The organism is Priestia sp. USM5 (assembly GCF_058323215.1).
Genome location: NZ_JBSGKN010000001.1, coordinates 826,055 through 843,170 on the forward strand (window position 1 = coordinate 826,055; position 17,116 = coordinate 843,170).

The 17,116-nt window shown below is 39.7% G+C and carries 15 protein-coding genes; 12 read left to right on the forward strand and 3 right to left on the reverse strand.

Annotated elements, in window-relative coordinates; genetic code table 11:
- Positions 1-15 precede the first annotated feature (15 nt).
- The 3 genes from gabT to ACWATA_RS04245 all read left to right on the forward strand — a co-directional run bounded on the left by gabT (position 16) and on the right by ACWATA_RS04245 (position 4,346).
- Positions 16-1,371, forward strand: coding sequence for a 4-aminobutyrate--2-oxoglutarate transaminase (gene gabT / locus ACWATA_RS04235; protein WP_473049586.1), 1,356 nt, complete (start codon positions 16-18; stop codon positions 1,369-1,371).
- Positions 1,372-1,519: 148 nt separating this feature from the next.
- Complete coding sequence (locus ACWATA_RS04240; protein WP_028411358.1) at positions 1,520-2,890, forward strand: sigma-54 interaction domain-containing protein; 1,371 nt, start codon at positions 1,520-1,522, stop codon at positions 2,888-2,890.
- A 31-nt stretch (positions 2,891-2,921) separates the two neighbouring features.
- Complete coding sequence (locus ACWATA_RS04245; protein WP_028411357.1) at positions 2,922-4,346, forward strand: NAD-dependent succinate-semialdehyde dehydrogenase; 1,425 nt, start codon at positions 2,922-2,924, stop codon at positions 4,344-4,346.
- 36 nt (positions 4,347-4,382) lie between these two features.
- Here ACWATA_RS04245 and ACWATA_RS04250 read toward each other — a convergent pair whose 3' ends face one another.
- Complete coding sequence (locus ACWATA_RS04250; protein WP_028411356.1) at positions 4,383-4,625, reverse strand: hypothetical protein; 243 nt, start codon at positions 4,623-4,625, stop codon at positions 4,383-4,385.
- Between the two features lie 124 nt (positions 4,626-4,749).
- Here ACWATA_RS04250 and ACWATA_RS04255 point away from each other — a divergent pair, with 124 nt between their 5' ends.
- A complete protein-coding gene (locus ACWATA_RS04255) occupies positions 4,750-4,917 on the forward strand; it encodes a hypothetical protein (protein WP_165573659.1) in 168 nt (55 codons plus the stop codon).
- Positions 4,918-5,024: 107 nt separating this feature from the next.
- Positions 5,025-5,519 carry a metal-dependent hydrolase gene (locus ACWATA_RS04260; RefSeq protein WP_224357778.1) on the forward strand — a complete coding sequence of 165 codons (495 nt, stop codon included), beginning with the start codon at positions 5,025-5,027 and terminating at the stop codon, positions 5,517-5,519.
- Positions 5,520-5,555: 36 nt separating this feature from the next.
- On the opposite strand, the gene ACWATA_RS04265 is transcribed toward ACWATA_RS04260, so the two are convergent.
- Together ACWATA_RS04265 and ACWATA_RS04270 are read right to left on the reverse strand one after the other, a co-directional pair.
- Entirely contained in the window at positions 5,556-6,761 is a 1,206-nt protein-coding gene (locus tag ACWATA_RS04265; protein ID WP_473049587.1) for an ATP-binding protein, read from the reverse strand.
- A 239-nt stretch (positions 6,762-7,000) separates the two neighbouring features.
- Positions 7,001-8,428, reverse strand: coding sequence for a cryptochrome/photolyase family protein (locus tag ACWATA_RS04270; RefSeq protein ID WP_473049588.1), 1,428 nt, complete (start codon positions 8,426-8,428; stop codon positions 7,001-7,003).
- A 165-nt stretch (positions 8,429-8,593) separates the two neighbouring features.
- Between ACWATA_RS04270 and ACWATA_RS04275 the strand changes: the two genes are divergently transcribed.
- The 7 genes from ACWATA_RS04275 (at position 8,594) to ACWATA_RS04305 (ending at position 17,113) form a co-directional block, all read left to right on the forward strand.
- On the forward strand, positions 8,594-9,430 hold the full coding sequence (locus ACWATA_RS04275; protein WP_473049589.1) for a polyadenylate binding domain-containing protein: 837 nt from the start codon (positions 8,594-8,596) through the stop codon (positions 9,428-9,430).
- A gap of 251 nt (positions 9,431-9,681) precedes the next feature.
- Complete coding sequence (locus tag ACWATA_RS04280) at positions 9,682-10,374, forward strand: copper homeostasis protein CutC (protein ID WP_014458532.1); 693 nt, start codon at positions 9,682-9,684, stop codon at positions 10,372-10,374.
- Between the two features lie 262 nt (positions 10,375-10,636).
- Positions 10,637-12,001: an aspartate aminotransferase family protein gene (locus tag ACWATA_RS04285; RefSeq protein ID WP_335707574.1), complete on the forward strand. Its 1,365-nt coding sequence runs from the start codon at positions 10,637-10,639 to the stop codon at positions 11,999-12,001.
- A gap of 1 nt (position 12,002) precedes the next feature.
- Positions 12,003-13,523 carry a pyridoxal phosphate-dependent decarboxylase family protein gene (locus tag ACWATA_RS04290; protein ID WP_473049590.1) on the forward strand — a complete coding sequence of 507 codons (1,521 nt, stop codon included), beginning with the start codon at positions 12,003-12,005 and terminating at the stop codon, positions 13,521-13,523.
- Positions 13,501-15,255 (forward strand): IucA/IucC family protein, encoded by a 1,755-nt coding sequence (locus tag ACWATA_RS04295; protein WP_473049591.1) that lies wholly within the window; start codon positions 13,501-13,503, stop codon positions 15,253-15,255. The genes ACWATA_RS04290 and ACWATA_RS04295 overlap by 23 nt, the downstream gene beginning before the upstream one ends.
- Positions 15,252-15,845, forward strand: coding sequence for a GNAT family N-acetyltransferase (locus ACWATA_RS04300; RefSeq protein WP_028415137.1), 594 nt, complete (start codon positions 15,252-15,254; stop codon positions 15,843-15,845). Before ACWATA_RS04295 ends, ACWATA_RS04300 begins: the two co-directional genes overlap by 4 nt.
- Positions 15,824-17,113 (forward strand): lysine N(6)-hydroxylase/L-ornithine N(5)-oxygenase family protein, encoded by a 1,290-nt coding sequence (locus ACWATA_RS04305; protein ID WP_028415136.1) that lies wholly within the window; start codon positions 15,824-15,826, stop codon positions 17,111-17,113. The genes ACWATA_RS04300 and ACWATA_RS04305 overlap by 22 nt, the downstream gene beginning before the upstream one ends.
- Positions 17,114-17,116: the final 3 nt, after the last annotated feature.

Below are 17,116 nucleotides of genomic sequence, written 5' to 3' on the forward strand. Positions count from 1 at the left end.
AGAGGAAGATAAAAAATGAGTCAAACTTTTAGCAAAGTAGCAACAAATTTACCGGGAGAAAATGCAAAGCAATTATTAGATAGAAGACACCGTGCCATTCCGAAAGGTGTAAGTTATGGCATTCCGACATTTGCTGATACGGCTGAAGGGGCGATTGTTAAAGATGTCGATGGCAATACGTTTATTGATTTCGTAGGGGCAATTGGCACAATCAATGTAGGTCATAGTCATCCAAAAGTGAAAGAAGCGCTTCACAAGCAAGTAGACCGTTTTATTCACACAGGATTTAATGTCATGATGTATGAGTCATATGTAGAGCTTGCAGAAAGACTAGCAGCAATTGCTCCTGGTGAATTTGACAAGAAAGTATTACTTTTAAATAGCGGAGCAGAAGCTGTAGAAAATGCAGTGAAAATTGCTCGTAAATATACAAAGCGTCAAGGAATTATTTCATTTAACCGCGGTTTCCACGGCCGTACATTAATGACAATGACAATGACAAGTAAAGTAAAGCCATATAAATATGAATTTGGACCGTTTGCTCCTGAAGTATACAAAGCTCCATATCCTTATGAGTATCGCCGCCCACAAGGATTATCAGTTGAAGCATACGAAGAGTTTATGATCACTGAATTCAAAAACTTCTTAAATACAGAAGTAGCACCAGAAACGATTGCAGCTGTTGTAATGGAGCCAATTCAAGGCGAAGGTGGTTTCATTGTTCCAGGTAAACGTTTTGTGCAAGAAGTGTATCAATTATGTAAAGAGCACGGAATTTTATTTGTATCAGATGAAATTCAAGCTGGTTTTGCACGTACGGGCCGCTACTTCGGTATTGAACACTTTGACGTTGCACCAGATTTAATTACAGTATCTAAATCACTAGGAGCTGGTGTACCGATTAGTGGTGTCATCGGCCGCGCTGAAATCATGGATGAATCTAATCCTGGTGAGCTTGGCGGAACGTACTGCGGAAGCCCTCTTGGATGTGAAGCGGCTTTAGCTGTACTTGATATCATTGAAGAAGAAAAGCTAAATGAACGCGGTGAGTACCTTGGAAAAGTGGTAACATCACGATTTGAAAAATTAGCAGAAAAATATGACTGTATCGGTGATATCCGCGGATTAGGAGCTATGTCTGCTATCGAGCTTGTGAAAGACCGCGAAACAAAAGAAGCGGATAAAGAGCTTACACAGCGCATCGTAAAAGAAGCAAACAAACGTGGATTATTACTGCTTAGCGCGGGAGTATTCGGAAACGTTCTTCGTATCTTAATGCCGATTGTTATTACAGATGAGCAGCTAGAAGAAGGCTTAGCTATTTTTGAAGCAACACTAGAAGCAAGCGTGCAGCAAACGGTTGAAGTATAAGAGAAATTGAGGAATGAGTGAAGAGAGAACTCTTCACTCATTCTTCATAAATCACAAAGAATGGATATGTTTGGACACTCTATTTATAGATTTTTCATTTTCTGATAAAATAAAATAATAATTATTTTTTGACGAAAAGGTGATTCAAATGACCATTCATAAAAAGCAGATTCAGCAAATTAACGACGAACTTTACGATATATTTGAGTCATCATTTGATGAAATCTTTGTAACTGATGCAAATGGGTATGTATTAGTTGTAAATTCAGAGTGTGAAAAAAATTATGCTTTGAAAGTGGAAGATTTTATTGGAAAGCACGTAAAAGAACTTCAGGAAATGGGCATCTTTTATCCTTCGGCCACGTTAAAGGTGATTGAATCTAATCAAGCAATTGAATTGGTTCAAAAAACAAACTCAGGCCGATATCTTCATGTGCGGACTAGGCCAGTATTTACTAATGACGGGCAATTGAAAAGTGTTATTAGCTATTCTCGAGATCTCACAGACTTAATGGAATTAAAACGAAAAGTAGAAGAGATGGAAGAACAGCTTGAAAACTATAAAAAAGAGTTAAACGAATCCGTAGATTTGGAAGGAATCGTAACAAAAAGCGAAGCGATGAAAAAAGTTTTTTCAACCATTCAACGAGTTGCTTCTGTAAATACAACCGTTCTCTTACTTGGAGAAACAGGGGTAGGAAAAAGCAGAGTAGCAAAACTGCTTCATCAGCTTAGTACAAGAAAACAGCAGCCGTATCATGAGCTTAATTGTGCAGCGCTTCCTGAACAGCTTATTGAGTCAGAGCTATTTGGCTATGAAGGCGGTACGTTCACTGGAGCATTTCGCGAAGGGAAAAAAGGGATCATTGAGCTTTCGAACGAAGGCACGCTTTTTCTAGATGAGATTGGTGAACTTTCTCTTTCAGCACAAAGTAAGTTGCTCCATGTACTGCAAGACCGTACAATTCGTCCCGTGGGCTCAACAAGAGCAGTATCAATAGACGTACGAATTATTGCTGCTACGAATCAAAACCTGGAGCAAATGGTCGAAGAAGGAAAGTTTAGACGTGATTTGTACTATCGACTTAACGTGGTGCCAATTACGATCCCACCTTTACGAGAGCGAAAAGAAGATATTCTGCCTCTTGTCTATCAGTTTCTTCATCATTTTAATACGGTATACGAACGTAATGTACGCTTATCACCAAAGGCATTAGATGCATTTTTAGGGCAGGAATGGAAAGGAAACGTTCGCGAAGTGGAAAATATCATTGAGCGTCTGGTTGTTACAGGAGAAGAAATGATTACGCTTAAAGACTTGCCATTTGCAAAAGAGTTTGCTATCGATCCACCTGTGCATACGCTTCCTGAAATGATTGAACATGTGGAAAAAGAAATGGTCATCAAGGCGTTTGAACAGCATAGGTCATCTTACAAAGTAGCCGAACAGCTTGGTATTAGTCAATCACAAGCGAGCCGTAAAATTCGAAAATATGTGTCGGACAGTACCGAACAGTGAGTAGATAAATTTAAGCAGGGAGTGAAGAAATATGAAGCAAGCAAACTTATATATTAACGGAGAATTTGTTTCGGCAAATGATACATACGAAGTGGTAAATCCAGCAACAAATGAAGTAGTAGCTACCGTTGCAAAAGGCGGAGAAAAAGAAGCAAAGCTAGCAGCAGATGCTGCCTATGAAGCGTTTCAAACATGGTCTAAAAAAACAGCAGAAGAGCGCGGTAAATTATTATTTAAATGGCATCAGCTGATCGAAGAACACACCGATGAACTTGCTGAAATCATGACAGTCGAGCAAGGTAAGCCTCTTAAAGAAGCAAAAGGTGAAATTGGCTATGCCAACGGATTCGTTTCATGGTACGCAGAAGAAGGAAAACGCATTTACGGAGAAACAATTCCAGCTTCTTCTCCTAATAAACGATTATTTGCTCATAAGCAGCCTGTGGGAGTTATGGCAGCTATTACACCTTGGAACTTCCCAGCAGCTATGATTACGCGTAAAGTAGCCCCAGCTTTAGCAGCTGGATGTACAGCGGTTATTAAACCGGCAGAACAAACGCCACTAACGGCTCTTCGTCTAGCAGAGCTGGCGCAGGAAGCAGGTATTCCAAAAGGGGTAATGAATGTAGTTACAGGAGATGCAAAAGCAATTGGAGAAGCGTGGCTGCAAGATGGACGCGTACGCAAACTATCGTTTACGGGCTCTACAGAAGTAGGTAAACTATTAATGCGCGGAGCAGCTGATACGGTTAAAAAAGTGTCTTTAGAATTAGGAGGACACGCTCCGTTTATCGTAACAGCAAATGCTGATTTAGATAAAGCAGTAACAAATGCAATTGCTTCTAAATTCCGTAACGCTGGTCAAACATGCGTATGTACAAACCGCATCTACGTGCACGAGTCTATTGCTAAACCGTTCGCAGAGCAGTTTGCAGCAGCTGTTAGTCAGCTGAAAGTCGGAAACGGCTTAGAAGAAGGTACGGATATCGGACCTTTAATCGATGAAAAAGCGTTAGAAAAAGTAAAGCGCCACTTAGATGATGTTGTAGCAAAGGGTGGAAACGTCTTGACTGGAGGGGCTGTACGCGAAGAGGGAAGCGGACTTTTTGTTGAGCCTACGGTTGTAGATGGTGCAACGGATGACATGCTTTGTATGTACGAAGAAACATTCGGACCAATTGCTCCAATTGCAACGTATCAAACAGAAGAAGAAGTTATTCGCCGTGCAAATAACTCGCCTTACGGATTAGCAGCTTATGTGTTCACTGAAAATATTTCAGAAGCTATTCGTATTGCTGAAGCTTTAGAATATGGTATTGTAGGGCTAAATGATGGACTACCTTCTACACCACAAGCGCCGTTTGGCGGCTTTAAAGAAAGTGGACTTGGACGTGAAGGCGGACATTACGGAATTGAAGAATATTTAGAAGTAAAATATATTTCTTTAGGCTTTTAATAAAAAGTGATTTCGCTTTCCTGCGAAATCACTTTTTTAGTAATAGTACACGTGGGGAATTTGTGCATGGATTGATTGGAAATTCATGAATAAAAAACAAAACTCCTCAAGAGTACAGCATGCAAGGTCTTCGCAATCGTGAGAATTAAAAAAATCTTCTAGTATAGTTGGTTCGGCGTCTTTAAATAACCAGTGGTGTTCAACATCTTCAAATTTGCCTCGATAAACCTCGCTCAGTCCATAAAAGTCAAATATATCTTCCAACTGCTTTTGGTGCATAGCCATCCCTCCTCTTCTTAGTATAAGAAAAAGAAAGAGATATTAAACAAGCCGTCATACTACTTTGTTTTTTTTGAAAAAATCTCGTATAGTTAATAGTAATGACAAGCAAAGGAGTTTCGGCATGTTTACATATATCACGTTATTTGGTTTTCTTGGATTCGCTGTGTATTCGAGTACGTGGATTTATTCCATTGTCAAAAAAGATGGAAGAGCAAAGAAAAATGGAAAGGGTACTCTTATTAGTTTTCTTGTGATGCTTATCGGGTTAGTCGGTATGCAGTTTACATAACTATAGATTATTTTGACATTTTTACCACCTTCACTTATAGTTAACGTTGGGCGAACATATGTATGATTTTGGTTACGGTGCTTGCCTTAAGTTGAAAAAGAAAGAAGGTGGCATATTTGAGATATCACACACATATTGCAACATCGATTGCTGCCGGTGCCGGTGTGGCTATAACAGGAGAAGCTTCGTTTACATTTCCTTATGTTGTAGGCATTGCGATTGGAGCGCTGCTTCCTGATATAGATGAACCAAATTCATATATTGGTAGAAGATCTCTTGGTCTCGCAAAAGTCATTAAATCTATTTTTGGACACCGAGGTATCACGCATTCTATTCTTGCAAGTGGACTTATTTTTTATTTACATACGATGTATAACAACGATTTTACATTAGGGATAGCCTATGGGTACGCTTTTCATATTCTTGGAGATTTCTTTTCTAAACGAGGGGTACCTTTTTTCTCTCCTCTTAGCAAGAAGAAGTTTAAGCCTCCTTTAACATATGAAACAGGTGGTGGAGCAGAGACTCTCATCTTTTACCTGGCAGTGATAGGAAGTTTCTATATGCTTTATAAGTATCAGCTGTACACCCAGCTGTTTTAAAGAAAGAAGCCATCTGAGTAAATTAGATGGCTTCTTTTACACTTCTACCACATAAAGTTCAGGCGTTTTCATAGGCAGGGTAATGGTAATGCTTGTGCCGTCATTTTCTTCACTTGATACGTGGAAAAAGCCATTATGCTCGTTAATAATTTTGTTGCAAATGGTTAGTCCCAGGCCTATTCCTCGTTCTTTTGTTGTATAAAAAGGCTCTCCTATATGAGGGATACGCTTTGAGTCAATTCCACATCCGCTATCTTTTATCACAATGCATAGCGTTTCTCTAGCTGATTTTTCAATCGATACAGCCAGCTTGCCGCCGCTTTCCATAGAATCAATGACATTTTGTATAATATGAATAAATACTTGGGTTAGCTGTGTTTTTTGCCCACTAATGAGCAGGGGATATTCTTTTGGATAATGGCGAATGATGTGGATGTTTTTGACTTCGGTAACCGGTTCAAATTGCTTTAATACCTCATCTAGCAAGTCTGTCATAATAAGGCTTTCTGTATATGCGTACTCTCGTTTAGCTAAACTCATAAATTCTGCGATAATATGTTCAATTTGTGAGAGCTCGTGCTGAATGAGATCTCGATAAATCATTGTTTTTTTCGGCTGCTGTGTCTCACTGAACAGTTGTATAAACCCTTTAATGGTTGTCAAAGGATTTCTAACCTCGTGTGCGATACTTGCAGCAAGGTGACCAATGACAGAGAGTTTTTCTGAATTCTGGATCTTTTTCTCTGCTTGTCTTTTCTCTGTTACGTCTCGTGAGATAAATACAAACCCTTCGATTTCTCCAGTAGCTGTGATAATTGGAGCGCCTTTACATTCTAATAAAACGATGGTGCCATTCACGTGAAACTTCCGGTATTCAAATGTGGAGGCATCTTTTGTTTTGCTCATGTTAGCTAAAATAGTCGAGATTAGGTGCTTGTCTTCAGGATACGCATTGATAAGCACATGTTGTCCAATAAGTTCATCAGGATAAACCCCTAATGTTTTAGCGTAAGAAGGAGAAGCGTATTCATAAATGCCATCTTCAGTAATAGCACATACTAAATCATGGGTATGAGATAAAATAGCTTGATGCTTTGGTTCATTGTCATCGGCAATGATTCGATCTTTTAATGGATAAAAAAGCTGATCTTCTTGGTTGGTGAAGGTGTGACGAACTTGAGTGCCGCACATTCTGCAAAAATTATAATCTTCCTTATAGTTACAAGAAGGACAAACGGGCATCGAATCACTCCAATCAGATCTATGCAGTGAGAGAGTTCTCAAGCACATATAATCATTATTATATATTCAAATTATAGGAAAAAATATGAAAAATCAAATGTGCTATAGAGAGGGAAACTGGGCTTGAAAACCCTATAAATGGATTTCAAATACATGTTTTTAGTTGCAAATAGATGCGAAATGGGAATTTTTACACATTTAAAAAATCAAGACATCAAATAAGAGGTGAATAATACCTCTTATTTGATGTCTTGATAATGCTCTAGCGCACGCTCTCTAGCTGCTTTATGATCAACAATTGGAGTCGGATATGTTTTATCAAGCGCAACGTTTGCTTTTTCTAATACGTCTGCTGGAGCCTCCCAAGGTTTATGAATGTAGGGAGAAGGCAGATCTCTAAGCTCTGGAAGCCACTTTTTAATATATTCTCCTTCTTTATCAAATTTTTCTGATTGAGCAGTTGGATTAAAGATACGAAAATATGGCGCGGCGTCTGCTCCCGAGCCTGCAACCCACTGCCAGCCCATTGTGTTGTTAGCTAAATCTGCATCTACTAAGGTATCAAAAAACCAATTGGCTCCGTGTTTCCAATGAATTAAAAGATGCTTTACTAAAAAGGAAGCAGCTACCATTCGAACTCGATTGTGCATAAAACCTGTTTCCCACAGCTCCCGCATTCCGGCATCGACAAGGGGATAGCCGGTTTTTCCATTTTTCCAAGCTTGAAGCTCTTCATTGCCGTCCGCCCACTGAAATTGCTTGAATTTTTCATTCAGCGGTTCACTTGTAGTGTGTGGGAAATGATAAAGCAGCTGATAAGCAAAATCTCTCCATACAAGTTGACGAATAAACATTTCAGCTTGATGGTCAAAGGCATCAGAGCTTACTTTTTCTGCTTTAGTTCTCAAATAATGATAAAGGACTCGAACTGAGAGCTGTCCTGTAGAAAAATAAGGAGATAGAAATGAATTTAATGCTTCAGCGGGAAAATCTCGTCCTTTTTCATAGTGAAGCAACTTCTTCTTTAAAAACGTTTTAAAGGCATTAACAGCGCCTTTTTCCGTAGCTTCCCACGTCGACTTAATCGTTTCGTCCCAGGGGATGCTTGGAAGTAAATCGAGATCTGAGACTGAAAGAGATTCAATTGGTTTAGAGAAGGCCTGTATGGAAGTAACTTTTTTTACAGCAGAAGATACGGCATGTTTTTGAGAAGCTTTATAGTAAGCTGTAAATACTTTATAAGGATCTCCATTTTCTTTTGTGATTTTCCAAGGTTCATGAAGGAGAAATCCTTCAAATGTGCGAATATTTATTTGTTGCTCTGAAAAAAAAGCTTGAAGCTCTTTATCTCTTTTTAGCGCATGTGGTTCATAGCGTCTGTTCCAATAAATATCTTGTGCATTCGTTTCATGGAGTAATTTTTGCAACACATCTTTAGGGTTTCCTTTTTGTACAATTAGCGTTCCTTGTATTTGTTCGATCGAAGTTTTAAAGTCATTTAGCGCATGGTGAAGCCACCATTTACTTGCACTTCCCATTGAGTTTTCTTCATGGTCGTCATGGATATAAACAGGTACAACCATTCCTTCTTTAGCTGCGTGAAATAGAGCTGGGTTATCAACCAGCCGAAAATCTTTTCGAATCCATACGATAATGGTTTTATTCATCATGTGCCACCTTTCTATCTGCAATTTGCCTCGATTATAGCTTTTTTCTCATACGTTCTACAATTTTGAATGTGTAGAAGGCCTATTTTCTTATGGACGAATTTCAGATTGATGGTAGAAAGAATAACGTAAACAGAGTAAGAGAATGGGAAGGAGCCCTTAAAAATGAGAAATTCGTATGGAATGAAACAAACCGGACAACCGATATCCAATCCATATATGCAAGCAGCACCTAAGCCTGCTAAAATGCCGCCGATGCCTTCTGCAAAGGAAATGCAGGCAATGCCGATACAAGAAGGCACAAAGCAAATGCCGATGCACGGAGAAATGCCGCCGATGAAAGACGGAATGCCGTCGATGCATGGCGGAATGAGTCAAATGCCAACTATGCAAAAAGACATGAATCAAATGCCAATGTACGGAGAACTACCGCCAATGCATGGAGGGATGGATCAAATGCCCATGAAAGACGGAATGCCGCCAATGCATGGAGGGATGGATCAAATGCCCATGAAAGACGGAATGCCGCCAATGCATGGAGGGATGGGTCAAATGCCAATGCATGGAGGAATGCCGCCAATGCACGGAGGGATGGGTCAAATGCCGATGCAAGGTGGAATGCCGCCAATGCACGAAGGAATGTGCCAAATGCCGATGCAAGGTGGAATGCCGCCAATGCACGGAGGAATGGGTCAAATGCCGATGCAAGGTGGAATGCCGCCAATGCACGGAGGAATGGGTCAAATGCCAATGCAAGGTGGAATGCCGCCAATGTACGGAGGAATGGGTCAAATGCCGATGCATGGAGGAATGCCGCCAATGCACGGAGGAATGGGTCAAATGCCGATGCAAGGTGGAATGCCGCCAATGCACGGAGGAATGGGTCAAATGCCGATGCATGATGGCGGATGCCGCGATGTCTCAGCACCCGTTGGTCATCAGCAGCCTCATTCTTTAAATGAGTGGATGTTCATGCAACAAACAAATCCACGCTCTTTTTAATAAATCCTTTACCCTAGATAAAAGGGATGTATTTTTGGATCTTTAGTATAAATATAGAATTTTATTAATTGAAACGTCATGAGAAAAAGAATAGTTCTTACTCTTTTTCCATGACATTCAATTTTTTGAAAATATTAATCACATCTTTTGGGTGTTTTCTTACATAAGAGAGTTTGGTAGAGTTTTTTAAGTATAAATACAGGGAAAAGAAGGCAAAAGCTCTATATTAAAGGGGAAAGGGTGTTTTTAGAATGATATTAGAAGTCACAGCTGCAACCTTACATGATGCTAAAGTTGCCCAGGAACATGGTGCCGATCGTATAAGTCTTGTAACTGGAATCGGTGAAGGCGGCTTAACCCCAAGCTACGGTTTGATGAAAAAAGTGAAAGAAACGATACATATCCCAATATTTGTGATGATTCGTCCACATAATCAATCTTTTCAATATGATGAAGATGATTTGCAAACAATGATTGAAGATATTCACTATGCAAGAGAAATTGGCATTGATGGAATTGAAATTGGCTGTTTAACAGAAGACAAAATTATCGATGAGCAAGCTTTAAAGCGACTGCTGGATGCGGCAGGAGAAATGAACGTAACGTTCCACTTAGCATTTGATGAAATCAGTGATCAAGAAAAGGCGCTTGAAACGCTTTTAAGCTATAAGCAAATTCAGCGTGTCATGACTTCAGGAGCGGATAAAAGTGCGCTAAACGGTATTCCTCATATTAAAAAGCTGTTAAGAAGAATGAAAGATAAAGATATTATTTTAATCGGGACAAAAGGGCTGAAGCCTGAAAATCTTCAAGCGTTCTTATCCGTTACTCCCGTGAAAGAAATTCGTATTGGTTCAGGGGTTCGAGTAAATTGTCAATATACGAAACCGCTTGACCCAAGGAGTGTAAAAGCTGCAAAAGAAACGATGAATAAGCAAAAGTAACAGAAGTGCTACAAGAAATTGTAGCACTTTTTTATTTGGAAATAGAAAGGGACTTATTACATAGTTTTCCCTAATTGGAAAACAACATAAAACTCTTTTAACCCTTGATACATAAGAGAAATACTGAGTTTTTACGACTGTAGAGTGAAATAGGAATAATTTCATATTTTCAGAATAATTATTGACAGTGATAATCATTATCATTTATTGTTGTAATTGTTAATGAAAATCATTATCAATTGAACAAACAGGAGGATATGATATGTCAACGTCAACGAAACAACTTACATCAAACGAAATGCTGCTTGCTATGCAAAATGAACGAGAATCCAATGCAAGATCTTATCCTAGACGCCTTCCTATTGCGATTAAACAGGCAAAAGGCGCCGTGATCACGGATATGGATGGAAAAGAGTATATTGATTGTTTAGCAGGAGCCGGCACACTTGCTCTTGGTCATAACCATCACGTAGTTCATGAAGCAATTCAAGACGTTTTAGCAAAATCTATTCCTTTACATACATTAGATTTAACAACGCCTGTAAAAGAAGCTTTTATCGATGAAGTATTCGCTAGTTTGCCGGAAAATTTCGCAAACAAAGCGAAAATTCAGTTTTGCGGTCCCACTGGAGGAGACGCAATTGAAGCGGCTTTGAAACTTGTGAAAACAGCAACAGGCAACCGAACGATTTTATCTTTTCAAGGGGGATATCACGGCTCCACACACGGAACATTAAGCATCAGCGGTACAACGAGTCCAAAAAAGCACATTCATGCGCTAGTGCCAGATACACATTTTTTACCCTACCCATATGAATATCGCTGCCCTTTTGGCGTAGGTGCTGAAGGACACACGTATATTAGTACATATATTGAAAATATGCTGGATGATCCTGAGAGCGGAATTGTTACTCCTGCCGGTGTTGTAGTAGAAATTGTACAAGGAGAAGGAGGCTCTGTTCCAGCACCGATTCCATGGTTAAAAGAGCTTCGTCGAATTACAAAAGAACGAAATATTCCGCTTATTGTGGATGAAGTTCAAACTGGAATTGGACGAACAGGAAAACTGTATGCATTTGAGCACGCTGATATCGAACCAGATGTATTAGTACTGTCTAAAGCAATTGGAGGAAGCCTTCCATTATCCGTTGTTCTGTATGATAAAAGGCTTGATCAATGGGAAGCAGGTGCACATATCGGCACCTTTAGAGGAAATCAGCTTGCAATGGCTACAGGACGGGCTACTCTGCAATTTATAAACCAAGAAAACTTACCTGCGCATGCTCACGAGTTGGGAGCCTACATTCAAAGCCAGCTAAGACATATTCAAAAGCAAGTATTGTCGATTGGAGATGTACGCGGAAGAGGTTTGATGCTGGGTGTTGAAATCATCGACGCGACAAAGCCGGCTAATAAAATCGGCAGTCATCCTGCAAACGGTGAGTTAGCTAAGCTGATTCAAAAAGAATGTTTTGACAGAGGCGTCATTTTAGAAGTCGGTGGAAGGCATGGTGCTGTTATTCGTTTGCTTCCTCCATTAATTTTAACGAAACAACAAACGGATGAAATATTAACGAAATTTGAAGAAGCGGTAAAAGCAGCAGAAGAGAAGTGGGTGAATAAATAGAATGGCACCGTTTGAAAAGTGGTTTTTATCATCATCAAAGGAAAGCCTCGAGAATTATGAAGCGATGATAGGCGGAATGACTGAGATGATCAAACGTCACTACTATGAATTAAAGTCCGCTTATACTCACATCGACGTTGAAGAGTTGTCAAACTTAGTCAATCGTTCTGTCTATTTTAGCAAGCACGAACAACCGCTAGAAGATTTATTTGATAACGTACAAGCAGTAGTGATGAATCATTCGCTTCATATTTCGCATCCCGGAGCAATGGCGCACTTGCATTGCCCTCCGATTATACCCGCTCTTGCTGCGGAAGTGATGATTTCTGCTTTGAATCAATCTATGGACTCGTGGGATCAAAGTCCGGCAGCTACGTATATAGAAGATAAAGTGATTGATGAGTTAACACAACAAATTGGTTATCCAAGCTCATCTTCAGGCATTTTTACAAGCGGAGGGACGCAGTCAAATTATATGGGACTCCTGCTTGCTCGTAATGAATATTGCCATTCTGCCTTTTCAATGGATGTTAGTAAAGAAGGCTTACCGTTCCAAGCTAAAAAACTGCGGATTTTCTGCTCGGAAAAAGCGCACTTTACGGTGCAACAATCTGCAGCTCAGCTTGGGCTGGGCATGCGTGCAGTGGTGAGTGTAAAGTGCAATGAGCAGCATGAAATGGATATAAAAAGCTTAGAAGAAGCAATACAGGAAGTGAAAGCTCAGGGCAACCTTCCCTTTGCTATTGTAGCAACGGCAGGTACAACAGATTTTGGCAGCGTAGATCCTCTTTTTGAAATAAGTGAGCTTGCTAAAAAAGAAGGGCTCTGGCTCCATGCTGACGCCGCTTATGGAGGAGGGCTGCTGTTTTCCCATAAGTACCGTGAACGCTTACAAGCTCTTGAACAAGCGGATTCTATCACGATGGATTTTCATAAATGGTTTTATCAGCCTGTAAGCTGCGGAGCATTTTTGCTGAAAAATTCAGCTATGTTTAAACACATTCAGCTTCATGCAGATTATTTAAATCCTGAAGAAGATGAGCATGTGCACTTAGTAGACCGCAGCATTCAAACGACAAAGCGGTTTGACGCCTTGAAGCTATGGCTTACTTTCAGTGCAGTAGGTGCAAATGAATACGGAGAAATGGTTGACCACACGATTGAAACTGCTAAGCAAACAGCTGACTACTTACAAAAACAAAGGAATGTAGAAGTGTTAAATGACCCTTATATGAACGCGGTTGTCTTTCGCTATGTACCAGATATTTTATATAGTGATTGTCAAAAGCAGCAGCATTATGAAAATAGGTTGAATCAGCGTATTCAACAGCACTTATACGAAAAAGGCACGTTTATCATGGCAAAAACAAAGCATAAAGAACGAGTCTATTTAAAACTAACGATGTTAAATCCTATGATTACATTTGATTCTGTTGTCACTCATTTAGAGGAAGTTGTTGCTTTAGGCAAACAGTTGGAGAAAAAGGAGGAGCGATTACGTGAACGCTCAGTTATCGGCTAATTTTATTACGATGCAAAACATTATTAATTGCTATATTCGAGAGACAGGTAAGGGAGTATGGGAGTCCGTTTCAGAAATAAAAAGTGAGGAAACGCTCGTTCTTAGACTAGAAAAACAGCCGGTAACTCTTTACTTTCCAGTAAAGTACCGCTCAGCCACCGGACGTCACTTGTTCTTTTCAAACTTTTCTTATCGTATTCAGCAAGAGGAGATTAAGGAGTTAGATATCGTCACTCTTTTGGCCTTTCTTTTAAAAGAAGTAACGGATCATTTAGTACAAGTAAATGAGCTAATTATACGTGTTCTATTAAGCTATGAAAATATGAAATTATTCATTGAAAAAAGGCAGAAAGAGTTAGAGACGTGCTATAAATGGGACAAAACGTTCTTAGAATCTGAACAGTCCCTGCTTATTGGGCACCAGCTGCATCCAACACCTAAAAGCCGCCAAGGGATATTACCTGAAGAAGAAGAGGTATTTGGACCTGAAGTGAACGGGGAATTTCAGCTTCATTATTTTAAAGCGCATGCATCTCTCGTTGCAGAACAGTCCGCTGGAAATCAAACCGCTTCACAGCTTATTAAAGAGCAGCTGAAAAAAGATAAGACGGTTTCTGAAGAATTCATACATTCTTATTGCCAAGCGGACGATTATTCACTTATACCTATGCATCCGCTGCAAGCTCGTTATCTTTTAGGAAAAGAAGAAGTGTGCCAATGGATTCAAAAAGGCAGGCTTGCTTATCTAGGGCCACACGGTCAGCCGTTTTATCCGACTTCGTCTGTTCGAACCGTATACAGTAACAATGCAGATGTGATGTACAAATTTTCCATTCCGGTAAAGATCACTAATTCACTGAGAGTGAACAAACGCAAAGAATTAAGCAGAGGGGTAGAAGTTAGCCGTTTATTGCAAAAGGGATTACAGGCGGAGCTTCACGAAAATCATCCGGCTTTTCAAGTAATTGAAGACCCTGCTTACATCACGCTTGGAGAAAAGGAGCTTGGATTTGAAGTTATGATTCGAAGCAATCCTTTTCAAGGTAAGCAAGGGGATCGTACAACACTTCTAGCCAGTTTGTGTCAAGATCATGTGTTTGGAGAAGCTTCTCAAATTGAAAATATTATTCATCACATTGCTGCAAGTGAAAATAGCACGACTGAAGATGTAAGCAAGCGCTGGTTTAAACGCTATTTAGACGTATCTTTTCATCCTATGATGTGGCTTTACACTCAAAAAGGAATTGCGCTGGAAGCTCATCAGCAAAACTCCGTTATTAAACTTGATGAAAACGGATATCCATCGGTGTTTTACTACCGCGATAACCAAGGCTATTACTTTATGAAATCAAAGGAACAAGAGCTTCGCAAGCTGCTTCCTTCCTTAAACGGAGAAAGCGATACGGTCTGTGATGACGCTGTAGCAGAAGAAAGATTTCGTTATTACGTATTTTTTAATCATATTTTAGGATTAGTTAACGCTTTTGGTGTAGCTGGCCTCGCTCAAGAATCAGATCTGCTATTGATTTTGCGACAAGAGATCGAGATGTACAAAGAAAATGATCATACAGGGCTTGTTTCATCAATGTTAGAAGAGAAAGTGCTTCCTTGCAAAGCCAACTTCTTAACGCGCGTTCATGATATGGATGAGCTGGTAGGATCTCTTGAAACACAGTCTGTTTATGTAAATGTCGAGAATCCATTGTTCGAATCTGCAGGTGTACGTGTATGAAATCAGCCTTGCAAACGCAGTATCCATTTATGATTCAGCAAAAGGAACAGAGCATTACCTTTCGCTCTGTTTCTTTTGCAAAAGATTTCGAACGGCTGTACAAGTGGATGCATGAACCGCATGTTATTCCGTATTGGAATTTAAATATTTCAAAACAGGCGTACGAGCAGCATTTAAAAACATTTCTAGCTGATTCTCATCAAAAGCTGCTAATCGGAGAAATTGATGGTGTACCTATGAGCTATTGGGAATCTTATATGGTTGAAGGTGACATAATCAGTAACTATTATCCTTATGAAAAAGGAGATCAAGGAATTCATTTATTGATTGGAGAACCTGCTTTTTTAGGAAAAGGCTATATTTATCCGCTCCTTCTTAGTTTGCTAAAGCATAAGTTTAACGTAGCAGACACTGCTAAAGTAATAGCGGAGCCAGATAGACGAAATGAAAAAATGATTGCAGTATTTAAAAAATGCGGGTTTCAATTCATGAAAGAAGTGTCGCTGCCTGATAAAACGGGTGTACTGATGAAATGTGAAAGAGAAGTATTTGAAAGAAGGTGGAGCGAATGGAACAACGGGACATTTTAGACGTAATTGGAGTAGGAGTTGGTCCATTTAATTTAGGATTAGCCGCTTTAATTGATAAAAAAGATTGTACATATAAATGTTTTGAACAAAAGGATGAGTTTAATTGGCATCCAGGAATGCTTTTAGAAGGGACAACACTTCAAGTGCCGTTTATGGCAGATGTGGTCACGATGGTGGATCCGAAGAGTCCATACACGTTCTTAAATTATTTGCATGAGCATGAGCGCTTGTATCAGTTTTATTTCTTTGAAAAGTTTCATATTCCGAGAAATGAATACAATCACTATTGCCGCTGGGTAGCGAGCCAGCTGAGTGGGCTTGAATTTAACAGCACAGTAAAAGAAGTAAAAATGCATGAAGACGCTAAGCCTTACTACGAAGTAACAGTTGAAAAAGAAGGAAAGCTTTATACCTATTACAGCTATCATCTTGTTACTGGAGTAGGTACGCAGCCCGTAGTGCCAAGAGACTTTCAAACAGTGGCAAGCGATACGTTTTATCACTCCGCTCATTACAAAATGAAGCGTCAGCAAACGCTGCAGGCTAAAAGCATAACCGTAATTGGCTCTGGTCAAAGTGCAGCTGAAATTGTCTATGATTTACTTCAACAGCAGCCTGAGTTTGAGTATAAGCTGAATTGGTATACGCGCTCAAAAGGTTTTTATCCAATGGAATATTCAAAGCTTGGCCTTGAACATTTTTCACCGGATTATACCCGCTATTTTTACAGATTGCCCGAAGAGAAAAAAGAGAGCGTTTTACGAAATCAAGCTCTCCTCTATAAAGGAATAAGCTTTGAAACAATCGGGAATATTTATGATTTGATTTACGAACGAACAATTGGAGGAAAAGAAGTGCCTCTAACGATGCGCGCGCTTACGGAACTTGCAGGCGTTGAAAAGATAAACGATACACATCTTCTGACTCTTCACCAATACGAGCAGGACTCATTTGAAAAAGAAGAAAGTGAAATTGTCATTATGGCTACTGGCTATCATGCAAAAGAGCCTGCTTTTATGGAAGGTTTAAAAGAACATGTACTATTCGATGAAAAAGGCCAGCTGAAAATTAACGAACGCTATCAAGTTGAGATGAAGAAGAAAGGAGCCCCGCTATTTGTGCAAAACGGAGAGCTTCATACACACGGAGTTGGAGCACCGGACTTAGGTTTAGGCGCTTATCGCAATGCTGTTTTGATTAACCAAATTGCAGGCAAAAGCGTGTACAAAATATATAAAAATACTGTTTTCCAAAAGTTCGGATTTTAAGAA

Bases quoted from the DNA above. Each gene is read 5' to 3' on its own strand.
- ACWATA_RS04290 (WP_473049590.1), top strand. From the start codon at position 12,003: ATGGCACCGTTTGAAAAGTGGTTTTTATCATCATCAAAGGAAAGCCTC.
- ACWATA_RS04245 (WP_028411357.1), top strand. From the start codon at position 2,922: ATGAAGCAAGCAAACTTATATATTAACGGAGAATTTGTTTCGGCAAAT.
- ACWATA_RS04275 (WP_473049589.1), top strand. From the start codon at position 8,594: ATGAGAAATTCGTATGGAATGAAACAAACCGGACAACCGATATCCAAT.
- ACWATA_RS04265 (WP_473049587.1), bottom strand. From the start codon at position 6,761: ATGCCCGTTTGTCCTTCTTGTAACTATAAGGAAGATTATAATTTTTGC.
- ACWATA_RS04305 (WP_028415136.1), top strand. From the start codon at position 15,824: ATGGAACAACGGGACATTTTAGACGTAATTGGAGTAGGAGTTGGTCCA.
- ACWATA_RS04280 (WP_014458532.1), top strand. From the start codon at position 9,682: ATGATATTAGAAGTCACAGCTGCAACCTTACATGATGCTAAAGTTGCC.
- ACWATA_RS04285 (WP_335707574.1), top strand. From the start codon at position 10,637: ATGTCAACGTCAACGAAACAACTTACATCAAACGAAATGCTGCTTGCT.
- gabT (WP_473049586.1), top strand. From the start codon at position 16: ATGAGTCAAACTTTTAGCAAAGTAGCAACAAATTTACCGGGAGAAAAT.
- ACWATA_RS04250 (WP_028411356.1), bottom strand. From the start codon at position 4,625: ATGCACCAAAAGCAGTTGGAAGATATATTTGACTTTTATGGACTGAGC.
- ACWATA_RS04240 (WP_028411358.1), top strand. From the start codon at position 1,520: ATGACCATTCATAAAAAGCAGATTCAGCAAATTAACGACGAACTTTAC.
- ACWATA_RS04270 (WP_473049588.1), bottom strand. From the start codon at position 8,428: ATGAATAAAACCATTATCGTATGGATTCGAAAAGATTTTCGGCTGGTT.
- ACWATA_RS04300 (WP_028415137.1), top strand. From the start codon at position 15,252: ATGAAATCAGCCTTGCAAACGCAGTATCCATTTATGATTCAGCAAAAG.
- ACWATA_RS04255 (WP_165573659.1), top strand. From the start codon at position 4,750: ATGTTTACATATATCACGTTATTTGGTTTTCTTGGATTCGCTGTGTAT.